This window comes from Micromonospora sp. GCM10011541 (genome assembly GCF_042650725.1).
GTDB classification, from domain to species: domain Bacteria; phylum Actinomycetota; class Actinomycetes; order Mycobacteriales; family Micromonosporaceae; genus Micromonospora; species Micromonospora sicca.
Window position 1 is genome coordinate 1 of record NZ_JBHSBP010000055.1, and the last position, 23,516, is coordinate 23,516.

At 74.1% G+C, this 23,516-nt stretch carries 22 protein-coding genes; 10 read left to right on the plus strand and 12 right to left on the minus strand.

What is annotated here, in order from left to right:
* Positions 1–56 precede the first annotated feature (56 nt).
* Together ACFOYX_RS22115 and ACFOYX_RS22120 are read right to left on the minus strand one after the other, a co-directional pair.
* The gene (locus ACFOYX_RS22115; RefSeq protein ID WP_322442512.1) at positions 57–1,286 is read right to left on the minus strand and encodes a low temperature requirement protein A; all 1,230 of its coding nucleotides are present in this window, start codon (positions 1,284–1,286) and stop codon (positions 57–59) included.
* A 289-nt stretch (positions 1,287–1,575) separates the two neighbouring features.
* The gene (locus ACFOYX_RS22120) at positions 1,576–2,694 is read right to left on the minus strand and encodes a low temperature requirement protein A (protein ID WP_377534314.1); all 1,119 of its coding nucleotides are present in this window, start codon (positions 2,692–2,694) and stop codon (positions 1,576–1,578) included.
* Positions 2,695–3,188: 494 nt separating this feature from the next.
* On the opposite strand from ACFOYX_RS22120, the gene ACFOYX_RS22125 reads away from it, so the two are divergent.
* The 4 genes from ACFOYX_RS22125 to ACFOYX_RS22140 all read left to right on the plus strand — a co-directional run bounded on the left by ACFOYX_RS22125 (position 3,189) and on the right by ACFOYX_RS22140 (position 9,827).
* The gene (locus ACFOYX_RS22125) at positions 3,189–4,067 is read left to right on the plus strand and encodes an LPXTG cell wall anchor domain-containing protein (protein ID WP_322441682.1); all 879 of its coding nucleotides are present in this window, start codon (positions 3,189–3,191) and stop codon (positions 4,065–4,067) included.
* Positions 4,068–4,159: 92 nt separating this feature from the next.
* On the plus strand, positions 4,160–4,603 hold the full coding sequence (locus ACFOYX_RS22130; RefSeq protein WP_109803295.1) for a hypothetical protein: 444 nt from the start codon (positions 4,160–4,162) through the stop codon (positions 4,601–4,603).
* 2 nt (positions 4,604–4,605) lie between these two features.
* On the plus strand, positions 4,606–8,931 hold the full coding sequence (eccCb, locus tag ACFOYX_RS22135) for a type VII secretion protein EccCb (protein ID WP_322441681.1): 4,326 nt from the start codon (positions 4,606–4,608) through the stop codon (positions 8,929–8,931).
* A 161-nt stretch (positions 8,932–9,092) separates the two neighbouring features.
* Positions 9,093–9,827 (plus strand): Clp protease N-terminal domain-containing protein, encoded by a 735-nt coding sequence (locus ACFOYX_RS22140; RefSeq protein WP_322441680.1) that lies wholly within the window; start codon positions 9,093–9,095, stop codon positions 9,825–9,827.
* A 53-nt stretch (positions 9,828–9,880) separates the two neighbouring features.
* On the opposite strand, the gene ACFOYX_RS22145 is transcribed toward ACFOYX_RS22140, so the two are convergent.
* From ACFOYX_RS22145 to ACFOYX_RS22165, 5 genes are all read right to left on the minus strand, one after another.
* Positions 9,881–10,399, minus strand: coding sequence for a hypothetical protein (locus ACFOYX_RS22145; protein ID WP_322441679.1), 519 nt, complete (start codon positions 10,397–10,399; stop codon positions 9,881–9,883).
* A 117-nt stretch (positions 10,400–10,516) separates the two neighbouring features.
* Positions 10,517–10,702, minus strand: a complete 186-nt coding sequence (locus ACFOYX_RS22150) for a DNA repair protein (protein WP_322441678.1) — start codon at positions 10,700–10,702, stop codon at positions 10,517–10,519.
* 64 nt (positions 10,703–10,766) lie between these two features.
* The gene (locus tag ACFOYX_RS22155; protein WP_238453385.1) at positions 10,767–11,795 is read right to left on the minus strand and encodes a sensor histidine kinase KdpD; all 1,029 of its coding nucleotides are present in this window, start codon (positions 11,793–11,795) and stop codon (positions 10,767–10,769) included.
* Positions 11,788–12,480: a response regulator transcription factor gene (locus tag ACFOYX_RS22160; protein WP_109803301.1), complete on the minus strand. Its 693-nt coding sequence runs from the start codon at positions 12,478–12,480 to the stop codon at positions 11,788–11,790. The genes ACFOYX_RS22155 and ACFOYX_RS22160 overlap by 8 nt, the downstream gene beginning before the upstream one ends.
* Before the next feature lie 104 nt (positions 12,481–12,584).
* Positions 12,585–13,997: a hypothetical protein gene (locus ACFOYX_RS22165; RefSeq protein ID WP_322441677.1), complete on the minus strand. Its 1,413-nt coding sequence runs from the start codon at positions 13,995–13,997 to the stop codon at positions 12,585–12,587.
* A gap of 149 nt (positions 13,998–14,146) precedes the next feature.
* Here ACFOYX_RS22165 and ACFOYX_RS22170 point away from each other — a divergent pair, with 149 nt between their 5' ends.
* The 4 genes from ACFOYX_RS22170 to ACFOYX_RS22185 all read left to right on the plus strand — a co-directional run bounded on the left by ACFOYX_RS22170 (position 14,147) and on the right by ACFOYX_RS22185 (position 17,207).
* Entirely contained in the window at positions 14,147–14,866 is a 720-nt protein-coding gene (locus ACFOYX_RS22170) for a glycosyltransferase family 2 protein (protein WP_322441676.1), read from the plus strand.
* 49 nt (positions 14,867–14,915) lie between these two features.
* Complete coding sequence (locus ACFOYX_RS22175) at positions 14,916–15,650, plus strand: DUF2064 domain-containing protein (RefSeq protein WP_322441675.1); 735 nt, start codon at positions 14,916–14,918, stop codon at positions 15,648–15,650.
* Positions 15,647–16,318, plus strand: a complete 672-nt coding sequence (locus ACFOYX_RS22180; RefSeq protein WP_377534318.1) for a class I SAM-dependent methyltransferase — start codon at positions 15,647–15,649, stop codon at positions 16,316–16,318. The genes ACFOYX_RS22175 and ACFOYX_RS22180 overlap by 4 nt, the downstream gene beginning before the upstream one ends.
* A 223-nt stretch (positions 16,319–16,541) precedes the next feature.
* On the plus strand, positions 16,542–17,207 hold the full coding sequence (locus ACFOYX_RS22185; RefSeq protein ID WP_322441688.1) for a GNAT family N-acetyltransferase: 666 nt from the start codon (positions 16,542–16,544) through the stop codon (positions 17,205–17,207).
* A gap of 94 nt (positions 17,208–17,301) precedes the next feature.
* Here the strand turns inward: ACFOYX_RS22185 and ACFOYX_RS22190 are convergent, their stop codons facing one another.
* From ACFOYX_RS22190 to ACFOYX_RS22200, 3 genes are read right to left on the minus strand one after another with little or no spacing between them, the layout of a single operon-like run.
* On the minus strand, positions 17,302–18,015 hold the full coding sequence (locus tag ACFOYX_RS22190) for a TetR family transcriptional regulator (protein ID WP_322441674.1): 714 nt from the start codon (positions 18,013–18,015) through the stop codon (positions 17,302–17,304).
* Positions 17,942–18,430, minus strand: a complete 489-nt coding sequence (locus tag ACFOYX_RS22195; protein WP_322441672.1) for a DCC1-like thiol-disulfide oxidoreductase family protein — start codon at positions 18,428–18,430, stop codon at positions 17,942–17,944. The genes ACFOYX_RS22190 and ACFOYX_RS22195 overlap by 74 nt, the downstream gene beginning before the upstream one ends.
* 29 nt (positions 18,431–18,459) lie before the next feature.
* Positions 18,460–18,984 (minus strand): hypothetical protein, encoded by a 525-nt coding sequence (locus ACFOYX_RS22200; RefSeq protein WP_322441671.1) that lies wholly within the window; start codon positions 18,982–18,984, stop codon positions 18,460–18,462.
* Between the two features lie 125 nt (positions 18,985–19,109).
* Between ACFOYX_RS22200 and ACFOYX_RS22205 the strand changes: the two genes are divergently transcribed.
* Positions 19,110–19,466 (plus strand): STAS domain-containing protein, encoded by a 357-nt coding sequence (locus ACFOYX_RS22205; RefSeq protein WP_161557770.1) that lies wholly within the window; start codon positions 19,110–19,112, stop codon positions 19,464–19,466.
* Positions 19,467–19,478: 12 nt separating this feature from the next.
* Here the strand turns inward: ACFOYX_RS22205 and ACFOYX_RS22210 are convergent, their stop codons facing one another.
* On the minus strand, positions 19,479–20,675 hold the full coding sequence (locus ACFOYX_RS22210; RefSeq protein ID WP_322441670.1) for a PP2C family protein-serine/threonine phosphatase: 1,197 nt from the start codon (positions 20,673–20,675) through the stop codon (positions 19,479–19,481).
* Positions 20,676–20,713: 38 nt separating this feature from the next.
* Complete coding sequence (locus ACFOYX_RS22215; RefSeq protein ID WP_322441669.1) at positions 20,714–22,165, minus strand: glycoside hydrolase family 3 N-terminal domain-containing protein; 1,452 nt, start codon at positions 22,163–22,165, stop codon at positions 20,714–20,716.
* A 174-nt stretch (positions 22,166–22,339) separates the two neighbouring features.
* Here ACFOYX_RS22215 and ACFOYX_RS22220 point away from each other — a divergent pair, with 174 nt between their 5' ends.
* Positions 22,340–23,515, plus strand: a complete 1,176-nt coding sequence (locus ACFOYX_RS22220; RefSeq protein WP_322441668.1) for an ROK family transcriptional regulator — start codon at positions 22,340–22,342, stop codon at positions 23,513–23,515.
* Position 23,516 lies beyond the last annotated feature (1 nt).

The following is a 23,516-nucleotide window of genomic DNA, read 5'->3' on the forward strand; positions in this document are numbered from 1 at the left end:
CCACCGTGCACGTCGCCACGATCAACGAGTGGCTGTGACCGACTTCGACACAGGCCCTAGCCGGGTCGTGACGGCAGCTCGCGTGGGTGTCGTCGTGCGCGCATCGCGTCAGCTACGGCGACTCCTGTCAGGACGACGACGGCGGCGGTGGCGACGCCTAGCGGCGGCACCAGGATCATCACTGGGGAGATGGCGGCGAGGACGAGGACACCGATCGGCCGATCCCAGGACACACGGCGGAACACCGCATACTCGAAGAGGGCACGTCCGGCGAGGAACAGTGCGGGCCCGCCGAGGATCACGGCGATCCAGGCCGGCTGTGTGTGTCCGAACGGGTGCACGATGACGAGCTCGTCGGCGACGGCGATCGCCACGATGCCGGCGATCATGGCGAGGTGGGAGTACGCCGCCGGGATGCCCACGCGTAGTGGGTCGGGGGCGGCTGCCAGGGCCATGTCATACAGTTCACCGGCGCGGTGGATGTAGATCCGCCACAGCAGCACGATGGTGGCGAACGCCACTACGACCGCAGCGCTCCGGTCGGTCTCGAAACCGCCGTTGCCGAAGGCCAGCCCCGTCGCCAGGATCAACTCGCCCAGCGCGATGATGAAGAACTGCCGGTAGCGCTCTCCCAGGTGCTCGCCGGAGATCGCGAACTCCGCGGCACGGGCCCGGCCAAGCCACGGTGTGGGGTAGCGCAGTGCGATCGCCGTGTACTCCACGGCCAGCGCGAGCGTCCATAGCACGGCACGCGCCGTATCGTGCGCGGCGGCTCCCGCGATCCACGGCACGGCAGATACGCCGAACCAGAAGAGCAGCCGCAGGTAGAAGGGGCGTACCTCGTCGTGACGCACGACGGCCACGATGAACACACTGCGGCCGACGTGGATGGCGACGTATGCACCTGCGAAGAACAGGCCTCGCTCCTGGAACGCCTCCGGGGCGGCGGCGGCCAGCAACAGAGTGCCGAACATCGTCGCGATGACCAGCAGCTGTATCGGCGCTCGTCGCGGGTCGAGTATGTCGGCTGCCCCGGCGGTATGGACCCAGACCCACCACAGGGCGAGCAGCAACACCAGCGTCTGGAAGGCGCCGCTCCAGGTCAGATGCTCCAGCAGCCCCTGCGAGACCCGGAAGAGCGCGAGGACGAACACCAGGTCGAAGAACAGTTCCAGGAATGTCGCTCGCTGTGGATCCTCGGGTCTCCGCCGCAGCCCCGCTGCACCACCCGTCATCGGCTCGCCCGCTTCTGCCGTTTCTGCCTGCCTTTGACGCAGTCGTACCACGACGCGGACTTCGCCGACGTGGATGTGCCTGGGCCCCACGTTGACGAACAGATGCGAACCGGCGGCGACGGCTGGCGGGACCTCACGCCCCTATACCGCTGGCCCATGAGTTAGCAGGGCCTGCCGAACCTCAGCCAATGCCATCGCGGCGCGGGGCCGGTGCTACAGGCGGCGGAATGTCACTCAGGTCCTGATACCGATCTGTCACGCAGGTCCCTAGACCGGACAGCTTGTCGAGTCTCAGGACGTCCGTGACAGAGCAGTCTCGGGACGTGGGTGACACATCTGGCTAACCGGGTGGTGACGGCGGCTCGGGTGGGCGTCCTCGGGCGCGGGCTGCGTCGGATACGGCGATCCCGGCCAGGACGAGGGCAGCGGCGGCGGCGGCCACCAGCGGCGGTAGGAAGATCATTGTCGGTGAGATGGCGGTGAGCACTCCGATCCCGATTAGTCGGTTGCGGGACACCCGGTTGAACACTCCGTATTCGAAGAGGGCGCGTCCGGCCAGGAACAGCGCGGGTCCGCCGAGGATGACGGCGATCAGGGCTGGGTAGGTGTGCTCGAACGGGTGCTCGATGACAAGCTCGTCGCCGACGGCGATGGCGAGGATGCCGGCGACCATCACCAGGTGGGCGGATGCCGCCGACCTGGCAACGCGGACTGGGTCGGAGGCCGCTACGATGGCTTCCGCCAGCAGTTGCCCGGCGCGGTGGATGTAGATCCGCCACAGCAGCGCGGTGGTGGCGAAGGCTAGCGCCGTCGCGGCGCTGCTGTCGGCCCCGAACCCGCTGCCGCTGAAGGTCAGCCCGGTGACCAGGATCAGCTCGCCGAGCGCGATGATGAAGAGCTGCTGGAAGCGCTCGGCCACATGCGCGCCGGAGACCGCGAACTCCCCCGCAGGCGCGCGGCCCAGCCGTGGTGTGGGGAAGCCGAGCGCGTTTGCCACGTATTCCATGGCCACCGCCAGGGTCCACAGCACGGTCCGCGCCGTGCCCTGAACGACAGCGCCCGCGATCCACGGCACCGCGGACACACCGGACCAGAAGAGTAGTCGTAGAAACAGGCGCTGCGCCTCGTGAACCGACAGAATGAGCACGACGACGACGTTGCGACCGATCTCCATGGCGACGAACACGCCCGCGAAGAGCAGTCCTCGCTCGCGGAACGCCCCAGGCGCCGCGGCGGCCATCACCAGGGCGCCGAACATGGTCGCGATGACCAGCACCTGTATCAGCGGTTGCTGCGGGTCCAACCGATCGGCTAGCCCCGCCGTACGGGACCAGACCTGCCATAGGGCGAGCAGCAACACCAGCGTCTGAAAGGCCTCGCGCCAGGTCAGATCCTCCACCAGCCCGTGCGAGAGCTTTGCGAGCGCGAAGACGAACACCAGATCGAAGAACAGCTCCAAGAACCCCGCACGCGGCTCCTCGGGTCTCCGCAGCAGTCCTACTGCCCCGCTCGTGGTCATCGGTTCGCCCGCTTCTGCCGCTTTTGTCGGTCTCTTCAGCAGTCGTACCACGCAGCAGCGCTCGTGGATACGGATGTGCCGCTGTTACCTGGGGGCCGATCGGCCGCGCCCTCAGCCGATGTGCGCGGCAGTGTCGTGGTCACCGGCAGATCCTGATAGCTAAACCAAACTTGAGGTCAACGCGCCGGAGTGAGACATATGGCCAACCTCACGAGATCGAGGGCTCAACCGTCCGCAAGAGCTACGACGCCGCCACAGCTAAGCCGCTGACTCGTTGTGTTTGCGCACCGGCTCTTACATGGACGGTGAGTGACGTGGATCACCGCAGTGGTTGATTTGCCGGCTCTCGTGCCGCTTGACCCCATTGATCGGGAACAACAGGGGACGGCTCCCGCCGATATCGTCGTGCGGTCATCCGACCAACGGGGGTTCACATGACCGCACGCCTCTCCGCCCGGCTCGCCCTCGGCGCCGCCGTCCTCGCCACCGGTGTCACCGCTCTGCCGGCGCCGGCCCTGGCCGGCCCGGACACCGCCACGCTCGCCGCCGTCACCGAGCAGGACCCGGCCACCGGCCGGAACGTCAAGTACCCGGTCAAGCCCGGCGAGGTCGTGCCGGCCTCGCTCGGCGTGACGAACTTGGGCGACGCGCCGGTCAATGGCGTCGTCGTGCAGGTGCGGGCGTTCGACGACCTCGACCTGCTGACGAAGTACGACAACTGCTGGTACGTCGTGGACAGCAACCTCGACATCGCCTGGTGCGAGTTCGACGACGTGCTTGCGGCCCAGGCGACCCTGGCGCCGGCCGAGGACCTCATCGTGACCAGGACCAACGCGCGGGCGGACAAGGTCACCACCGTCGTCTTCCGCTGGGTCAGCAAGGCGTGGGCCGACGAGCTCGGTGGTGTGCAGAAGCTCGCAGAGAACGAGAACGGCACGGACCCGGTGCGCGGCGGCGGCCCCACGCTGACGCTGGCACCTCGGGATCTGCCGCTGCCGAGCAAGCCGATTCCGATCAACTTCGTGTACGCCAGCCTGGTCACGCCGCCGACCGCGAGCCCCACGGCCACCGCCAGCCCGACGACGAGCGCGAGCCCGACGGCCAGCGCGACCCCGACGGCGGGCGTGACCCCGACGGGTACCGCGCCCAGCGCGAGCCCGGCCGCTCCCGGTGCGGGCGGCGGCGACGGCGGGGGCCTGCCGGTGACCGGCTCGGACAACGTCGCCGTGGCGGGTGCCGGTGTGGCCCTGCTGTTGCTCGGCGGGGTCGGCTACCTGGCGGCCCGCCGACGCCGGACCCGGTTCGTCGCGTAGCACCTCACCGCGAAGCGCCCCGGTCCCGTACGGGACCGGGGCACTCGTGTCGGTGGTGTTGAATGTAGACAGTCTGCCGCCGGAGGTGTGTTGTGCCCGAACTCTCCCTGCTGATCGAGCCGTCCGTGCCGCTGCCCGCCGACCGGGTCGAGGCGCTCGCCACCGGGCTCGCCGACGACCTGCGCACGGTCCGGGGCTTGCAGATCGGGTACGCGCAGTCGCCGGCCACCTCGCACGGCAAGTCGCCGCAGGCCTGGGAGCTGGGGATGCTGGCCGTCGGCGGGCTCTTCTCCGCCACCACGATGCAGGCGCTCGCCCGGATCGCGGTCGCGTACGCGGACCGGGTCCGGGCGCGCTCGATCCGGCTCCGCAGCGGCGACAACGAGCTGGTCGTCACCGGGTCGACCCGGGTGGACCCGCAGCTCGTCGACCAGCTGGCCCGGCTGCTGGGCGTACCCGCGACGACCGATCCCGCGGCGGGCGCGGCGCTGCCCGCGGCCCGCGGGACCGGCGGGGGCGCCCCCACCGGGAGCTGAGTGTGGGACAGCGACGGGCGCTGCTGATCGCCAACGACCGGTACATCGACGACTCGCTGGCGGACCTCTACGCGCCCCGGGAGGAGGCGCGGGACCTGCTCAGCCTGCTGGCCGACGCGGACGTCGGCGCCTTCGACCAGACCGTGCTGCTGGAGAACGAGTCGAAGAGCTCCATCGAGCGGGCGATCGAGTCGATGCTCCGGGCGGCCGGCCCGGAGGACCTCGTCCTGCTCTACTTCTCCGGCCACGGCGTCCGCACCAGCAAGCGGGGGCGGTTGCACCTGGCGGTCGCGAACACCGAGGTGGACCACCTCTCGTCGACCGCGATCTCCGCCTCCTTCGTCCGGGAACTGCTCGACGAGTCGGACGCGGCCAGCTCGGTGATCCTGCTCGACTGCTGCTACAGCGGGGCGTTCGAGGGGCACGGCCTGAAGACCACCGACGACCTGGCCATCGACGGCGAGCTGAAGACCGGGTACGGCCGGTACGTCATCACCGCGACCAACTCGGTGGAGCGGGCCGACGACGGGCGTCCGGCCTCCGACACGGAGCCCCGGCTGCGGTCGGCCTTCACCGAGACGATCATCCAGGGGTTGAGCACCGGCGCCGCGGACATCACCGGCCAGGGCCGGATCACCCCGGACGACCTCTGGCGGTACGTGCACCTGGAGCTGCCGAAGCGGTCCGCGCAGACGCCGTGCCAGTTCGGCAGCGCGAGCGACGAGATCCACATCGCGCTGTCCCGGGACGGGCAGCACCGGCAGCGGCGGCGCCGGAACCAGCGGGATCCGCGCCTCGGCGATCTGCTCGGGCCGCTGGAGCCGGCCGGCGAGGTGAAGCTCTGCGCCACGGACTGGCGGCGGCGCGGCCTGCTCAAGGTGCCGGTCGGCCAGGCGCAGCGGATCGACCAGCCCGCCGGGGAGCCGGTCTGGTTGGACCTGGCCTCCTCCGACGGGCACCTGCTGGTCGTGGGCCGCGCCGGCACCGGCAAGACCACGCTGCTGCGCACCATCATCGGCGGGCTGGCGCTCACCCACTCGGCCGACGAGGTGGCGTTCAACTGCCTGGAGTCCGGCGGGAACTGGCTCGGGCCGATGCGGCGGCTGCCGCACGTGCGGGAGGTGCGCGGCGACGACGAGGTGGGTGAGGTCAGCAAGCTCCTGGACCGGCTGGAGCAGGACGTCCTCGACCGCAAGCAGCTCTTCCGCCACCACGAGCTGGAGTCGCCGGCGAGCCTGCGGGCCCGCCGGGCCGACCTCGACGCCGGGCCGTGCCCGGACGTCTTCCTGGTCGTCGACCGCTGGCAGGACTTCGCCAACCTGCTGCCCGACTTCACCCCGCGGGTGGTCGACCTGGCCAACAAGGGCCTCGGGTACGGGGTCCACGTGGTCATCGCGGAGCGCAGCTGGCGGGTCATCCCGGAGGAGCTGCGGGAGTTGCCGCAGGCCCGAATCGAGACCCGTTTGTCGCAGCCGCACGAATCGTTGATCAACCCGGACCAGGCGGCCCGCCTGCCGCTCAACCTGCCCGGCTGGGCCATCCACGGACGGCGTACCTTCCGCATCGCGCTGCCGGACCTGTCCGCCGGCGACGCCGACGGCGAGGCAGAGGTCGAAGCCGCTGCGCCGGACAGCGGCGCGGTGATGGTGTCGGTGATCGCCGAGGCCTGGGGGACGGACTCGGCGGGCACCACGCCTGCCACCGGGCCGGTGCCGGCCGAGGAGCAGCCGGACGAGACGCTGCTCGTGCTCGGTGTGCCGGACCGGGCGGCGCTGTGGCACTTCGAGGGACGGCGTACCCCGCTCGGGCCGGACTACCTGCGGGTGCCCGTGGGTCTGGACGGCTGGGGGCGTCCGCTGCTGCTCGACCTGAAGGAGTCGGCGCAGGACGGGATGGGCCCGCACGGCCTGCTGGTGGGGGCGACCGGATCCGGCAAGAGCGAACTGCTGCGGACGATCGTGCTGGCCCTCGCGGCGGCCCATGCCCCGGACGAACTCAACCTGGTGCTGATCGACTTCAAGGGCGGCGCGACGTTCGGTCCGCTGGCCGAGCTGCCGCACGTGAGCGCGCTGATCACCAACCTCGCCGACGACCTGGCGCTGATCGACCGGCTGGCGGACGCGCTCACCAGTGAGCTCCTGCGCCGGCAGGAGGTGCTCCGCGCCGCCGGCAACCACGCCAGCCGCTGGGATTACGAGCGGAGCCGGGCGGCCGGGGCCGAGCTGCCTGCGCTGCCCACGACGCTGGTGATCTGTGACGAGTTCTCCGAGCTGCTCACGGCGCGACCCGATTTCATCGACGTCTTCGTCCAGATGGCCCGGGTCGGCCGGTCCCTCGGGGTGCACCTGCTGCTCGCCAGCCAGCGGCTCGAGGAGGGGCGGCTGCGGGGCCTGGAGAGCCACCTGTCGTACCGGATCGGCCTGCGGACCTTCTCCGCGATGGAGAGCCGGGCCGTGCTCGGCGTGCCGGACGCGTACGAGTTGCCGAACGCGCCCGGCCACGGCTACCTGAAGGCGGGCACCACGATGACCCGCTTCCACGCCGCGTACGTCTCCGGGCCGCCGGTGGCGGACGGCGCCGGCGTACCGCCGGACGTGGTGGGATGCAGTCCGCTCGACATCGTCGTGGCAGGGCTGCGCGGCCGGGGCACCCGGGCCCACCAGGTCTGGCTGCCGCCGCTGGCCGAACCGCCCACCCTGGACGAACTTCTCCCGCCGCTGACGCGGGACCCGGTCCGGGGCCTCTGGGTCGTCGGGGAACGGGGCTCGCTGACCGCGACCGTCGGCCTGGTCGACCGGCCCAAGGAGCAGCGCCGCGAACCGCTGCGCCTGGAACTGGTCGGGGGCGGTGGCAACGTCGGCGTGGTGGGCGCGCCGCTGTCCGGCAAGAGCATCGTGCTGCGCTCGCTCGTGGCCTCCCTGGCGCTGACGCACACGCCGCGGGAGGTGCAGTTCTTCTGCCTCGACCTCGGTGGCGGCGCGCTGCGGTCCCTGGAGCGGTTGCCGCACGTCTCCGGCGTCGCCAACCGCCGGGACGCCGAGGCGGTGCGGCGTACGGTCGCGGACGTGAGCGCGGTCCTCGACTCCCGGGAGGCCCGCTTCGCCGCGGGCGGCGTGGAATCCATGGCGGCGTACCGGGCCCGCCGGGCGGCGGGGGAGTTCCCCGACGACCCGTTCGGCGACGTGTTCCTCGTGGTGGACGGTTGGAACTCGTTGCGGCAGGAGTACGAGGAGCTGGAGGAGGTCGTCACCGGCATCGCCCGGCGGGGCCTGGGCTTCGGGGTCCACGTGGTGCTCACCGCGGCCCGGTGGCTGGAGGTCCGGCCGACCCTGCGGGACCTGCTCGGCAGCCGGTTGGAGCTGCGGCTCGGCGACCCGAGCGAGTCCGAGATCGACCGGCGGGCGGCGGCGAACGTGCCCCGGTCGCCGGGGCGCGGGCTGGCCCCGGGCCGGCTGCACTTCCTGAGCGCCCTGCCCCGGATCGACGGCCGGCGCGGCGGGGAGGACCTGGCCGAGGCGACGGCCGAGCTGGCGGACCGGGTCGCGGGGGCGTGGCCGGGGCAGCCGGCCCCGCCGGTGCGGTTGCTGCCGCGCCGGCTGTCGGTGGTCGAGCTCAACGAGCTGAGCGACCCGTCCGGTACCGGGCTGCCGATCGGGCTGGACGAGTCGTCGCTCGCCCCGGTCCACCTCGACCTGGACCGAGAACCGCACCTCGTCGTCTTCGGCGACGCCGAGTGCGGCAAGACCAACCTGATCCGGCTCATCGCCCGGCAGATCGTGGCCCGCCGTACGCCCGCCCAGGCCCGGCTGGTCATCGCCGACTACCGGCGCGGCCTGCTCGGCGCGGTCGAGGGCGACCACCTGCTGGACTACGCCCCCTCCCGCCAGGTCCTCGCCGAGGGGCTCGGCTCGATCCGCGAGGCGATGACGAGACGGCTGCCCGGCCCGGACGTCACCCCGCAGCAGCTGCGCGACCGGAGCTGGTGGCACGGGCCCGACCTGTACCTCCTGGTGGACGACTACGACCTGGTCGCCAGCGGCGGCAGCAACCCGGTGAGCATGCTCAACGACCTGCTGCCGCTGGCCCGGGACATCGGCCTGCACCTGATCATCGCCCGCCGGGTCGGCGGCGCCGCCCGGGCACTCTACGAGCCGGTCCTGCAACACCTGCGCGAGCTGGACTCGCCGGGCCTGCTGATGTCCGGCAACCGGGAGGAGGGGGCGATCCTGGGCGGGTTGCGGCCGCAGCCGATGCCGCCCGGCCGGGGGACCCTGGTCCGTCGGCGTGACGGCGCCCGGATCGTCCAGACCGCCTGGTCGGAGCCCTGACCGAGCCGGGATTCAGGGCGGCGGGGGCAGGGCGTCGAGCGGGTCTTCGGTCCGCCAGCGTCCTCCCGCCCGTCGCGTACCGGGAAAGCCTGGTGCCCGGTCACGAATCCCAGCGTCAACCAACGGTTGACGAACCCGGTGCGTCAACCTATGGTTGACGCATGACGGATCCCGTGCAGATCAGCAACCCGGTACGCCTCGACGAGCTGATCGAGGCCATCAAGAAGGTGCACACCGACGCGCTGGACCAGCTCAGCGACGCGGTGCTGGTCGCCGACCACCTCGGCGACGTCGCCGACCACCTCATCGGCCACTTCGTCGACCAGGCCCGCCGCTCCGGCGCCTCCTGGACCGAGATCGGGCGCAGCATGGGCGTCACCAAGCAGGCCGCCCAGAAGCGTTCCGCCGCCAAGGCCGAGACCGCCGCCGCCCTCGACCCGAACGCCGGCTTCGGCCGCTTCACCGACCGGGCGCGCAACGTGGTGGTCACCTCCCAGAACGAGGCGCGGGCCGCCGGCAGCCCGGAGATCCGCCCTGAGCACGTCGCCCTCGGGCTGCTCGCCGAGCCGGACGGGCTCGCCGCCCGGCTGATCGTGGCGCGGGGCGTACCGCTGGAGCGACTGCGGGAGGTCGTCACCGCGACCTTCCCGGCGCCGGCCGACCAGGTCCCCGACCTGATCCCGTACGACGCGCGGGCCAAGAAGGTGCTGGAGCTGACCTTCCGGGAGGCGCTGCGACTCGGCCACAACTACGTCGGCACCGAGCACATCCTGCTCGCCCTGCTGGAGGAGGAGGCGGGTGACGGCGTCCTCACCGGACTCGGCCTGAACAAGTCGGACATGGAGGCGGCCGTCACCGGCGCCCTCGCCGAGATCGCGCGGCGGCGCCAGTCCTGACGTTCCGCCCGCCCGGGTGCGCCGAGGGTGCACCCTGGCGGACGGCCGCGGGATCAGTCGGCGGTGGGGAAGCCGTAGCGGGCGGCGTGCTCCGGGTGGGCCGGGTCGACCTGGCGGATGCCCGCGTCGGCGAGGCGCTTGTTCACCTCGTCCAGCCGCTCCCGCACCAGCCGGGCCTCCTCCTCGGTGACCCGGCCGCGGTGCGGCTTGCCGGCGTGCTCGATGGTGCCGTAGTCGACCTTCTCCGCGCTCTTGCGGGCCTTCGGCGGCCTCACCCGCTCGGCCGTGCGCAGCAGCCGGGCCATCGGCACGTCGGTGGCCATCGCGTCGAACTCGCTGGCGGTCAGCACCACCCGGCGTGGCTCACCGCCGCCGTGCCGGTCGTGGATCTCCACCACCGCCACGTCCAGCGCGGCGTCGTCGATGCTCTCCACCTCGACCGGGGTGGCATCCAGTTGCACGGGGCCGGCGACCAGGTCAGGGTGCTCCAGCACGACGACGCGGACCACCTCGTCGTCCGCCTGCAGAACCGTGCCGCTGAAGTCGGAGACGTGGATCGTCTTCTTGCCCATGCGCGGAGCTTCTCCTGTCGTAGGCCGAGTTTTCGGACCAGGAGACGCTACCCGACAAGTGTGCGAAAGGCGCGGTCGGTGGCCTGGAGGCACCAAAAGTCATGGCGATCTGGTGCGTCAGCGGGCGCTGAGGCCGCGCCGGGTGGCGGCGGGCGGCAGTGCGTTCAGCTCGGCCCAGGAGAGTGTGGCGTCCCTCCGAACCTCCCGGTACGGCGGCTGCGCCGGGAACCGCCCGGCGGCCTCGGCCACCCGCCAGCTCCGCTCGGTGTCCTGCTGGTACCGGTCATTCGGCTGATTCGGCATGACCATTACCGTCCCAGAGAAAGTTGTACATGTATGGAAATAGATATGACGCTCGATCGATGCGTCAGGTTCCCGCGGCCGGCAACCGGACCACGAACCGGCAGCCATCGGCGATGTTCTGGACGTCTACCCGCCCCCCGTGCGCCTCAATCAGCCCGCGCACGATCGCCAGCCCCAGCCCGCCCGATCCCTCCCCGCCGCCGTTGCCCGGGCGCGGGGTCCGCGCCGGCTCCCCCCGGAACGCCACGTCGAAGAGGCGGGGCAGGTCCGCCTCGGGGATGCCGCCGCAGGTGTCCGCCACCGCCAGCCAGGCGGTGTCCGCGTCCCGGCCGGCGTCCACCCGGACCGTGCCGTCCTCCGGCGTGTAGCGGACCGCGTTCAGTAGCAGGTTGCCGACCGCCCGGGCCAGCTCCGGCTCGCTGGCGGTCACCGTCGGCCAGCCCGACTCGGCGGCGACCAGCCGGATCCGCCGGGCCGCGGCAAGCGGGGCGGTGCTCGCGAGGGCGTCGGAGACCACATCGCCCAGCGGCACCGCGGACAGCGACAGCCGCAGCGCGCCCGCGTTGATCCGGGACAGCTCGAACAGGTCGTCGACCAGCCGGGTCATCCGGTCGGTCTCCACCCGGATCCGACGGTGGTACTCGTCGACCGTGTCCGGGTCGCGGACCACCCGGTCCTCCAGCGCCTCGGCCATCGCGCGCAGCCCGGCCAGCGGCGTACGCAGGTCGTGCGAGACCCAGGCGACCAGGTCCCGGCGGCCCTTCTCGATCCGCCGCTCCCGCTCCCGCGCCTGGTCCGCCCAGACCGCCGCCGCGGCCAGCCGCCGGCCGAAGAGCCAGCCGACCGCGAGACTCACCGCGGCGGCGGCGGAGACGGTGATCAGCACCACCTCCAGGTCGTGCGGGGAGAGGAACATCGCCTCGGCCACCACCGCCACCCCGGCCACCACCGCGGACACGGTCATGACCAGCAGCACGACGACGTGCACCAGGATCGAGCGGCCGCGCAGCAGCCGCAGGGCGACCGCACCGAGCAGCCCGACGCAGAGCGCCGCGGCCAGCGCCGCCCCGAAGATCAGCGCCAGGTCACGCATCGGCCGGCTCGTACCGGTAGCCGACGCCCCAGACGGTGACGATCCGCCGGGGGTTCGCCGGGTCGGCCTCGATCTTCTCCCGCAGCCGGCGGACGTGGACGGTGACGGTGGACTGGTCGCCGAAGCTCCAGCCCCAGACCCGGTCCAGCAGCTCCGCCCGGCGGAACGCCCGCGCCGGATGCCGCATCAGGTGGGCCAGCAGGTCGAACTCGCGCAGGGTGAGAGTCAGCTCCCGGCCGTGCAGGCGGGCCACCCGGGGGCCCGTCTGCACCTCCAGGCCGTCGTCGGTCAGCACCTCCGGCGGCGTGACCGGTTCCCCGCCGGCCCGGCGCAGCACCGAGCGCACCCGCAGCACCAGCTCGCGAGGGGAGAACGGCTTGCTCAGGTAGTCGTCCGCGCCCAGCTGGAGGCCGAGGATCCGGTCGGCCTCGTCGCCACGCGCGGTCAGCATCACGATGGGTACGCCGTCCGGCCGCTCCCGCAGCCGGCGGCAGACCTCCAGCCCGTCCAGCACCGGCAGCATCAGGTCGAGCACGACCAGGTGCGGTGGTTGCCGCGCCACGGCGGCCAGCGCGGCGGCCCCGTCGCCGACGTGGTCGACCTGGTAGCCGGCGTGCTCCAGGTACCGGCAGACCACGTCGCTGACCGTCCGATCGTCGTCGACCACCAGCACCCGCTGCGCCACCGGCGTACCTCCCCCTGGTGCGCCCAGCGTATCGGCGGGTGGATCAGCCGATCCATTGCGAGGTTCTTACGGTCCGCCGGTCCGCCCGAAGCTTCCGCGGCCGGTCAGGACACGGTCCAGAGCAGGTGGTTGACCGCCAGCGCGGTGACCCCCTGCCCGGCCAGCCACCAGCGCCGGTCGCCGGCCGGGAGCCGGGCGACGGCGACCAGCAGCCAGACCGCGAAGGGCAGCCAGATCCGTTCCACCTCGGCCTTGGAGAGCCCGGACCCGTCGGCGGCGGCCACGGTCAGCGCGGCGGCCAGCGACAGCCAGACTGCGGGCCCGGTACGGACGTCGGTCGGGGCGGCGGCGTCGATCGGGGCGTCGGCGTCGGCCGGGGCGGTGGTCCGGGTGGATCCGTGGGTGAGCGGGGCGATCCGGGCGCGGGCCGCGGCCAGCGCCGGGCGGAGGCTGCGGGCCAGGGCGGGGCCCGCCGCCGGGCCCGTGCTGAGCAGCAGCGCGGCCAGGTTCGCCCAGACCCAGTAGGCGTACGGGCGGTCCGCCGCCCAGCCCTGGTAGTAGCGCCGCACGACCAGGTGGTACCCGTCGAGCCACCAGAAGCCGTAGCCGACGAACACGGCGGTCACCGCGGCCACGCCCAGCCCGGCGGTGCACAGCGCGCGGATCCGCTCGGCGGACCGCAGCGCCAGCACGGTCAACGCAAGCAGCCCGGCCAGCACCAGCCCGTACGACAGGTGCAGGGCGACGCCGAGCAGCAGCCCGCCCACCCCGGGCGCCCAGCGCCCCGGGCGGGCCAGCAGGGCGAGCCCGGCGGCCACCACGGCGGCGAAGATCCCGTCGGCGGAGGCGCCCACCCAGACCGCGCCGGGCAGCAGCACCAGGAACGGCAGCACCGCGCGGGCGGCCGGTTCGTCGCCGAGCGCCCGCAGTGTCAGCGGCACCGAGACGGTGACCGTCGCCCCGACCAGGATGCAGGCCAACGCCGCCGCCGTGCCGCCGCCGAGACCGATCCGGTCCAGCCCGACGAAGACCAGCAGCGCGCCCGGTGGGTGCCCAGCGGTGTGGGTGGACCAGGAGTCGGGCCGGAAGTCGAGGATCCGCTCGGTGAAGCCGGCCAGCATGGTGGGCAAGTCCCGCACCCGGGGCACCTCGTGCAGGTACTCCGCCTGCACGGTGAGCCGCTCGGTCAGCCCGGCTCGCCAGCCGTCCACCAGGGCCAGCGACAGCGTCCAGGCGACCGTGGCGAGCCAGCCGGCGGCCAGCAGCCACGGCCAGGGCAGTCGACGGGCGAGGTGCGGGCCGCGTGCCACCACGCCGCCGGCGAGCAGGACGGCCGGCAGGGTGCCCCAGCCGAAGTGCGGTCGCCAGGTGGCGTAGAGCGGCGCGGCGTCGGCGTGCAGCCCGGCGTCGTGGTGGTTGAGCACGGCGCCGACCGCCACCGCCGCGGCCAGCAGCGCCGCCTCGACGGCGAGCACGGTCAGGTCCCGGCGGCGGCCGGCGGTCAGGTGGCGGGTCATGGTGACCGCCGAGGCTACGGCCGCCTGCCCGGCGGTCGGAAGCGCCCGGACGGGGACGTCAGCGACTCGTAAGGAACCGCTGCGGCGTAAGGGTTCCGTAACCCCGACGCGGTCCCGGAGCGGGGCCGGGTCGGCCTAGCGTCCCGGGCATGGAGACAGAGGTCGACGTGGTGCTGCCGTGCCTGGACGAGGCGGCAGCCCTGCCCGGTGTGCTCGCCGGACTGCCGCCCGGCTACCGCGCCGTCGTGGTGGACAACGGCTCCACCGACGGCTCGCCCGAGGTGGCCGCCGCGCACGGCGCCCGGGTGGTGCACGAACCCCGGCGCGGCTACGGCGCCGCCGTCCACACCGGACTGCTCGCCGCCCGCACCGAGCTGGTCTGCGTGCTGGACGCGGACGGCTCGTTCGACCCGGGGGAGTTGCCCAGGCTGGCCGGGCCGGTGCTGGCGGGGCGGGCCGACCTGGTCGCCGGGCGCCGCCGGCCGGTCACCCGCGCCGCCTGGCCGTGGCACGCCCGCGCCGGCAACGCGCTCCTCGCGGCCGGGCTGCGCCGCCGGGGCGTACCGGTGCACGACCTGAGCCCGATCCGGGTGGCCCGCCGGGCGGCGCTGTTGGACCTCGGCGTCGCGGACCGCGCCTTCGGCTACCCGCTGGAGCTGCTGCTCCGGGCGGCGGCCGCCGGGTGGCGGATCGTCGAGCTGGACGTGCCGTACGCGCCGCGGGCGGCCGGCACCCGGTCGAAGGTCTCCGGTTCGGTGCGCGGCACCGCCCGCGCGGTACGCGACATGACGGCGGTGCTGCGCAGCGGGGTCGCCCCGGTGAGCGCGAGCCGGAGCCCCGCGGTCGCGAACGAAGGGCGGCTGCGGTGAGCGCGCGGAGTGCAGCGGAGCGGAGGCCCGCGAACGAAGGACGCCAATCGTGACGGTGCTGCTGGTGATGGCGAAGGCGCCGGTGCCGGGCCGGGTGAAGACCCGGCTCTGCCCACCGCTCGACGCCGAGCGGGCCGCGGCGGTCGCCGCCGCCGCGCTGCTGGACACCCTGGACGCGGTCGGGGCGGTGCCCGGCGTGACGCCGGTGCTGGCGTACGCCGGCCCGCTCGACCGGGCGGTACGCGGTGCGGAGATCCGGGCCGCGCTGGCCGGCTGGACCCTGCTGCCCCAGCGCGGCCGGGACCTCGGCGACCGGCTGGCCGCCGCGCACGCCGACGTGGGCCGGGCGTTCCCCGACCGGCCGGTGCTGCAGCTCGGCATGGACACCCCGCAGGTCGACGCGGACCTGCTCGGCGCGGCCGTGGCGCGGCTGGCCGGTACCGACGCGGTGCTCGGCCCGGCCGCGGACGGCGGCTGGTGGGCGCTGGGGCTGCGCGATCCGGCCAGGGCGGCGGTGCTGCGGGCGGTGCCGATGTCGACCCCGGTGACCGGCCGGTCGACCCGGGCGGCGCTGGCCGGCCGGGGCCTGCGCGTAGACGCCCTGCCGGAGCTCGCCGACGTGGACGAGTGGCCGACGGCCGTCGCCGTGGCCGCCGCCGCGCCGGCCGGTCGCTTCGCGGCGGCGGTACGGGAGATCGAGGCTGGCCGCCTCGCCGGGACGCCGCGGGACATCGCCGGCCGGCCGGCGCCGGTCGCGGCCCGCGTGAGTGAGGCCGCCCGGTGACCGGGCCGGCGCTGCTCGCCGGGGGCTTCGAGGCCGCGCTGGCCGACCCGGTCGACCGCCCCGGCGAGGGCGGGCACTGGTTGGTGCTCGGTGACCGGGTGCGGGTGCCGCTGCCGGTGCGCCGGTGGCACGGGCCACCCGAGCCGGCCCTGACCGAGCTGGTGCGGCGGTGTACCGGGCCGACCATCGACCTGGGCTGCGGGCCCGGCCGGCTGACCGCCGCGCTGGCCGAGCGCGGACTGGTCGCCCTCGGCGTGGACGTGTCGGCGGTCGCCGTCCGGCTGGCCCGGGGCCGGGGCGCGGCGGCCCTGCGCCGCGACGTCCTCGCGCCGCTGCCCGGCGAGGGACGCTGGGCGCACGCCCTGCTGGTCGACGGCAACATCGGCATCGGTGGGGACCCGGTACGCCTGCTGCGCCGCTGCGCCGGCCTGCTGCGTCCCGGCGGCACGGCGCTGGTCGAGCTGGCGCCGCCGGGCGCGGGCCTGTGGCGGGGGCGCGCGTACGTCACCTCGGGCGGGCGGGCCGGCGACGACGAGCGGGGGCCGGCGTTCCGCTGGGCCCGGGTGGGGGTGGAGCTGGCCCAGCCGCTGGCGTCCGCCGCCGGCTTCGGGGTGGCCGCCGTGCTGCCGCTCGACCGCCGCTGGTTCGTCGAACTGGTCCGCCGGTAGCCCGCGACCCCTGACCGGCCGCTGGTCTCCGCACCGATCGGACTGCTCTGCCGCCGGCGGGGACGGCCGGCACCGGTGACCGCTGGTGTGCGCGACGGCAGGCCGGGTGCCCGGCCAGCGTCCCGGGGCGGCCGGGGATCCGGACGCCCGGGCGGTCCGCCCGGCGTACCGTGATCGTCGGTGTGGCGTGGCGGACGGTCCGGCGGGTGAGGAGGTAGCCCCGATGCTCGACCGGCGGTTGTTCCTGCACCTGGCGACCTGGCTGGGGCAGTGGCCGGCCGGTCGGGGGCTGCACGTGGTCCGCTCGTACCGCCGCGCGCGGCCGGCCTGGGACGGCCGGCTGCGGCCCGCCATCGCGGTCGCCGCGCCCGACTGCGCCATCCTCTCCGTGCCGCCGGACCGGGCCGAAGCGGTCCGGGCCCTGGCCCGGGACCGCTCGCTGCCGGGACTGCTGCCCGCCCTGCCCGGAGCGGTCGGGCTGCCGGACTGGCCCACCCACGGGGGCGCCTTCCGGTGGAGCCTCGCCCCGGCACCGCTGCCCGACGTGGGCGAGTGGTCCGCGCCGACCGGTCCGGGGCTGCCGCCCTGGCTGCGGTTGTTCGACCGGGAGGTGCTGGTGGTGCGGGACGCCGAGGGGCGGTACCTGGCCGGCGCGGGGATCAAGCGGCACGACGCCTACGGGCACGAGCTGGCCGTCGGCACGGTATCGGACGTCCGGGGTCGGGGGCTGGCCCGGCGGCTCGTCGCCCAGGCGGCCCGGCGGGTGCTCGACGAGGGTGCCGTTCCGACCTATCTGCACGATTTCGGCAACGCCGCGTCCGCCCGGGTGGCCGAGGCGGCCGGTTTCCCGGACCGGGGCTGGACGTCGTACGGGGTCTTCCCGAGCTGATCGCCCTCCGCCTGCCCGGGCCGAACTGAGCCACTATCCCGCTGTCCGGTAGCGGACTTGACCTGCGTATTCTCTGAGCGGCTGATCCTCGCCGTCAGTGACGCAGAGTGCGGATCAGGTCGAGCACCTGGCGGGTCACCGGGCGCAGCACCCGCAGCCGGGAGAGCCCGACCAGCCGGTCGACCAGCGGCACTGCCCCGTCGATCAGCTTCCGGGTACGGATCTGCTCGGGGGACCGGTCGTGTACCCAGTAGAGGACCACCCCCATGTACGCGAGCCAGAGCAGCTCGGGCAGCGCCGGTCGCAGCTCCGCGTCGACCCGGGCGGTGGACCCCTCCAGCACCTCCCGGAACAGCGCGATGGACGCCTCGCGGGGCGCCGAGGACTCGGCGGAGAACGGGCTCATCGGTGAGGTGGGCTCGGCCGCCGTCTTGAAGAAGCTCGCGGCGAACGAGTGGTACGGGGTGAGCACGTCGATGCCGGCGTGCAGCACCCCGGCCAGCCGCGCGGCGAACTCGCGTTCCCGGGTGAGCACCGGCGCGGCCGCCGCCCGGTGCTCGATCTGGGTGTCCGCGTAGAACTCCTGGATCAGGTGGTCCTTGGAGCCGAAGTAGTAGTAGGCGTTGCCCACCGCCACGCCCGCCTCCTGGGCGATCGCGCGCATCGTGGTCCGGGCGTAGCCGCGCTCCCGGAACAGCCGCATCGCCGTGTCCAGGATGAGCTGCCGGGTCTGCTCACCCCGGCTGGTCGCCGGTTCGCCGGTGGTCGGGCCACCCGCACCGGTCGTCGGGGCAGTCTGCTCGGTCATCGTCGCCACCGTATCCCGGGTCCGGCCATGGTTCCCGGACCAGCTCGCGTACCGAGGAAGCGGTCGCCACCACTCGCCGGGCCAGCGGCAGCAACTGCGGGCGGGCCAGCCGTTCGGCGGTGAACCGGTGATCGGCCAGCGCCCAGAGGCAGGCGAACCACGCGCCGTCCCCGGCGTACACCTCGCCGGTGTCGGCGACGACGGTCAGGTCCCGCAGGGTCGCGTCGTGGTCGAGGCCGGGGAAGCGCCGCCGGGCCTCGGCCGAGCCGGCCGGCACGAACTCCAGCGGTACGAGCTGCGGCCGGGACGCCAGCCACCGCCGGGCCGCCCGGCACAGCGGGCAGTGCGCGTCGAAGAGGACGGTGAACCCGCGGACCCTACCGGCCCCGTGCCCGGTGGGGTCCGCAGGGGTCACGCCCGTCCCGCCGCCGTCCGGCGGGACGCTCATCGCCCGGCCGGCGCCGGGCCGGTCGGCGGGGGGCCACCGGTCGCGGGCCCGGGCATCCCGGGGCCGGCCGGTCGGGCGCCGGGCTGCATCGGCAGGTGACCGACCGGCGCGATCGGCGGGTGCGGGGCGAGCTGCCGCAGCCGGTTGCGGCGGTACCGGCCGAGCGCGAAGACGTTGAAGAAGTGCAGCAGGCCGAGGACCAGCAGCACCCAGCCGACCTTCATGGAGAGTTCCTCCAGCGCCTGGCTGGTGGTGGAGACCGGGTCGGCGTGCTTCATGGCCACCGTGACGTAGCCGAGGTTGAGCAGGTAGAAGCCGACCACGAGGAGGCTGTTGACCGCGTCGGCGAGCCGCCGGTCGGCGAAGACCTCCTCCAGGAACACCAGCCCGTTGCGGGAGAGCGCGCGGGCCACCCACACGGTCAGGCCGATGCTGACCGCCAGGTAGATCAGGTACATCCAGACCTTGACGTCCATCTCGTCGCCCTTCTTGAACACGTTCAAATCTCTGTCGCGGATCACTGTAGGGCCTTTCTTGAACGTGTTCAAGAGCTGGGTCGCCGCTCCGTCCGTGGTGCGGTCGGGCCCGGCCCGGTATGGTCGCCCTCGGCGGCCGGCGGGGTCGGATTCTGCGCAGGGGTGGGGTCATGCAGGTCGGCACGCGGCACACGGATTCCGGACGCGTCGTCCTGGCCGTGGCCGGCGAGATCGACATGGCCAGCGCCGGGCGGCTGGACCAGGTTCTGGACGCTGTCCTCGATCGACCCGGCGTGGTGGAGGTCGTCGTCGACCTCGCCGAGGTTCCCTTCCTGGACTCGACCGGGGTCGCCGCCCTGCTGCGCGGTGCCGCCGAGGCGGTCGGCCGGGGTGCCACCCTCCGGGTTACCAACCCACGGCCCGTGGTGGCCCGGGTCCTGCGAATCACCGCGGTGGACGTCCTGCTCGGCTTCACCGACGGCGACGGCCGGTCCACGGTCGAGCCGGGCTGGCGGGGCCTGAGCTGACCTCGGAAGGTGTCACGGCTCGGACCGGGCCGCGGCCTCGCCCGACCACTCCACCAGCATGATCGTCTCGTCGTCCTGGGACCGGGCGCCCCGGTGCTCGCCGACCGCCCGGTTCAACCGGCGCAGCGTCTCGGGGGCGGGCAGGCCGGAGCGGATGTGCCGTTCGGCCAGGTCCGCCAGGCGGGGCAGCCCGAACATCTCCCCGGCCCCGTCCCGGGCCTCGGTCACCCCGTCGGTGTGCAGCAGCAACCGGTCGCCCGGCTCCAGCCGCACCTGCGCCACCGTCGTCGGACCCGCCGACACCCCGAGCGGAGCTCGGCGGCCACCGGTCAGCGCCCGTACCGCCCGGCCCCCACGCAGCACCACCGGGGCCGGATGCCCGGCGTTGACGTACCGGAGAGCGCCGGTGGCGGTGTCGAGTTCGGCGAGCACCCCGGTCACGAAGCGCCCGTCGCTCCACTGCGCGCGGACCGCCGCGTCGACCGCCGTCGCCTGGTCGGGCAGGTTTCCGCCGGCCCGCCGGGCCGCCCGCAGCGCGGACAGCGCGACCGAGGTGGTGAGCACCGCGGGCAGCCCGTGCCCCACCCCGTCCATGATCACCAGCGCGACCCGTGGACCGTTCAGCGAATAGTCGAAGGCGTCCCCGCCCACCTCGTAGCAGGGCTCGAGGATGGCGCTGACCACCACCGCGTCGGTGGCGAAGGTGAGCGGTGGCAGCAGTTGCCAGAGCAACTCGGCGGAGACGGCCATCGACCCGCTGCGGCGGGCCCGGTGCAGGACGTCCGCGTACGCTGCCTTGCTGGTCACCAGGTGGCCGATCAGGCCGGCGATCAGCCGGGCGCCGTCGCGTACGGCCTCGTCCGCCTGGTCGAGAGCGGGCGGGAGGAGGATCTCCAGCAGCCCGAGCCGGTCGGTGCCGTCCACCATCGGCACCCAGAGCCGGCCGTCCTGCCCGGCGCGCACCCGCACCTCGGTGTACGCGCGGCCGGGCAGGCTGGTGTCGATCGGCAGCGGCGGCGGCGCCGGCCGGTCCGGCTCGGGCAACGGGCGTAGCGACTCCTGCTCGGCGTCGGCCAGGTAGGTCGTCACCGTGACGCCGAGTCCGTCCAGCGCCGCGTCCACCGCGGTGGTGAGCTGGTCGGGCGGTAGCCGGTGCGACCGGGAGAGCAGGTCGGCCAGCGCGCGCAGCCAGGGCTCGGTGGTGGTCATTCCCGGGGTGTACCCGGGATCGGACCGGGTCAGACCGGTCAGCCGGCCAGACCCAGCACCTGCGCCGCCGCCCGGCCGTTGGCGTGGCTGGCGCCGTAGGTGGTGACGAACGCCCGGGCGCCCGTCGGCCGCCAGCGGCTCGGCCAGCCCATCTCGACCACCGTGACCGGGTGAATGCCGGCCAGCGCGTCGACCAGCTCGGGGCCGCCTGGAATCCGGTGCAGATGCCGGCCGACCAGCACGATCGGCCGGTCCCCGGCGAGCCGGCGGAGCGCCTCCGGATCGGTCTCGCCGGCCACCGCGCGGATCTCCTCGGCGTCGGCGAGGTGCGGGCCCAGCCCCCACGGCACCCGGCCCTCGGCGATGGTGGAGTCGGCGTGCAGCTGCACCACGAGCGGCTTGGTCAGCTCGGCGACGTCGCCCTCGACGTGTACCGCCCGGAGCGCGGCGGCGTACCCGAGCCCGTCGACGCCGGGCGTCGGCGTGCCGGGGGCGCCGGTCCAGGTGGCCAGGTCGGCGGCGCGCCCGGCGGCCTCCTCGACCCGGCCCCGGTCCAGCCGGCCGTCAGCGAGCGCCGCGACGATCTCCGCCGCCACCTGTTCGACCAGTTCGGCGTCGACCTTCGCGCCGATGCAGAGCAGGTCGGCCCCGGCGGCGAGGGCGCGTACGGCGGCCGGGCCGACCCCGCCCGCGGCCAGGGCGGCGCCCTTCATCTCCAGCGCGTCGGTGATCACGGTGCCGGTGAAGCCGTACTCCCCGCGCAGCAGGTCGACCAGGACCGCCCGGCTGAAGGTGGCCGGGCCGTCACCGGTCAGCGCCGGCACCCGGATGTGCGCGGTCATCACCGCGCGGACGCCGGCGTCGACGACGGCCGCGAACGGCGGCAGGTCCCGTTGGCGCAGCAGGGCCGGCGGCACGTCGACGGTCGGCAGCTCGTGGTGGGAGTCGGCGACGGTGGCGCCGTGGCCGGGGAAGTGCTTCGCGCAGGCGGCCACCCCGGCCGCCTGGAGGCCGTACACCGCGGCGGCCGAGTGGGCGGCCACCCGGGCCGGGTCGGCGCCGAACGAGCGGGTGCCGATGACCGGGTTGTCGTCCGCGGTGTTGACGTCGACGGTGGGGGCCAGGTCGACGGTGATGCCGAGGGCGGCCAGCTCCGCGCCGATCGCCGAGTAGACCTGGCGGGTCAGCACCACGTCGTCGACCGCGCCGAGCGCCGCGTTGCCCGGGTACGGGCTGCCGGTGGCGTGGGCCAGCCGGGTGACGTCGCCGCCCTCCTCGTCGATCGCGACGATGACGTCCGGCCGGCCGGCCCGCAGCGCGGCGGTGCTCGCCGCGACCTGGGCCGGGTCGTGGATGTTGGTGCCGAACAGGGTGTGCCCGGCGAGTCCCTCGGCCAGCAGGTCCACCGCCCAGTCGGGCGGGACCGGCCCCGAATACGCGGCGAGCAGGGTGCCCAGCGCGAGCCGGCGAAGTCCTGGATCCAACCCCACGTGTTACCCCTTTCGGTGCCGGACGGCACGAGTGTCGCACCGGAGCGGCCGTCCCGGACGGCGTCGCTGCCGGGTCGTCCGAAGACTCCGGATCCGGGTGGCCGATACGCTAGCGGGCACCCGTCTGCAGGTCTTTATCGGTTAGCAAAGTTTACTGAAAATAAAGGACGTGGCATGAGTGCGACCCGGTTGCCCGGCACCCCCCGCCTGTTGCGGGCGCTCAACGACCGCGCGGCGCTGGAGTTGCTCCTCGAACGCGGCCCCCTCACCCGAGCCCGGATCGGCGAGCTGACCGGGCTCTCCAAGGTCACCGCCTCCCAGCTCGTGGAGCGGCTGGAGGAGCGGGGCCTGGTCACCCGGGTCGGCGAGCAGGCCGGCGGGCGGGGCCCGAACGCCCAGCTCTACGCGGTCCGGCCGGGCAGCGCCCACGTGGTCGGGGTGGACGTCGACGCGGACCGGGTGGTGGCGGCCTGCGCCGACATCACCGGCGCCGTGATCGGCCGGGTGGAGCAGTCCACGAAGGACACCGACGACCCGGTGGGCGTGGTGCACAACGCGGTGGTGCAGGCGGCGAGCAGCGCGGGCGCGGAGCTGTCCAGCGTACGGCGGATCGTGCTCGGCACCCCCGGCCTGGTCGACCCGGGCACCGGGGACATCACCTTCGCGTTCAACCTGCCGCGCTGGCACAGCGGCCTGCTCGCCGCGCTCCGCGAGGACCTGCACACCCCGGTGGTCTTCGAGAACGACGTCAACCTCGCCGCCGTCGCCGAGGCGCAGTCCGGCGCCGCGCAGGGGGTGTCGGACTTCGTGCTGGTCTGGGTGGGGGCGGGCGTCGGCCTGGCGATCGTGCTCGGCGGCCGGCTGCACCACGGCAGCAGCGGCGCGGCCGGCGAGATCGGCTACCTGCCGGTCCCCGGGGCCCCGATCCCGCGGGACGTCTCGAAGCGGGCCAAGCCGGCGTTCCAGCAGCTCGCCGGCGCCGACGCGGTTCGTGCGGTGGCCGCCGAGCACGGCTTCGCCGCCGACACCGCGGCCGACGCGGTACGCGCCGCGATCGACGCCGGCGCGGCCGGTGACCCGGTCCTCGACGAGTTGGCCCGCCGGCTGGCCCTCGGGGTGGCCAGCACCTGCGTGGTGCTCGACCCGCCGCTGGTGGTGCTGGCCGGTGAGGTGGGCCAGGCCGGCGGAACGGCGCTGGCCGAGCGGGTGCAGCACGAGGTCGCCGCGATCACCCTGGTCCGACCCCGGGTGGTGCCCACCGGGCTCACCGAGGAGCCGATCCTGCGGGGGGCGCTGCGCACCGCGCTGGACGCGGTCCGCGACGAGGTGTTCGGCTCGACGGTCGGCTGAC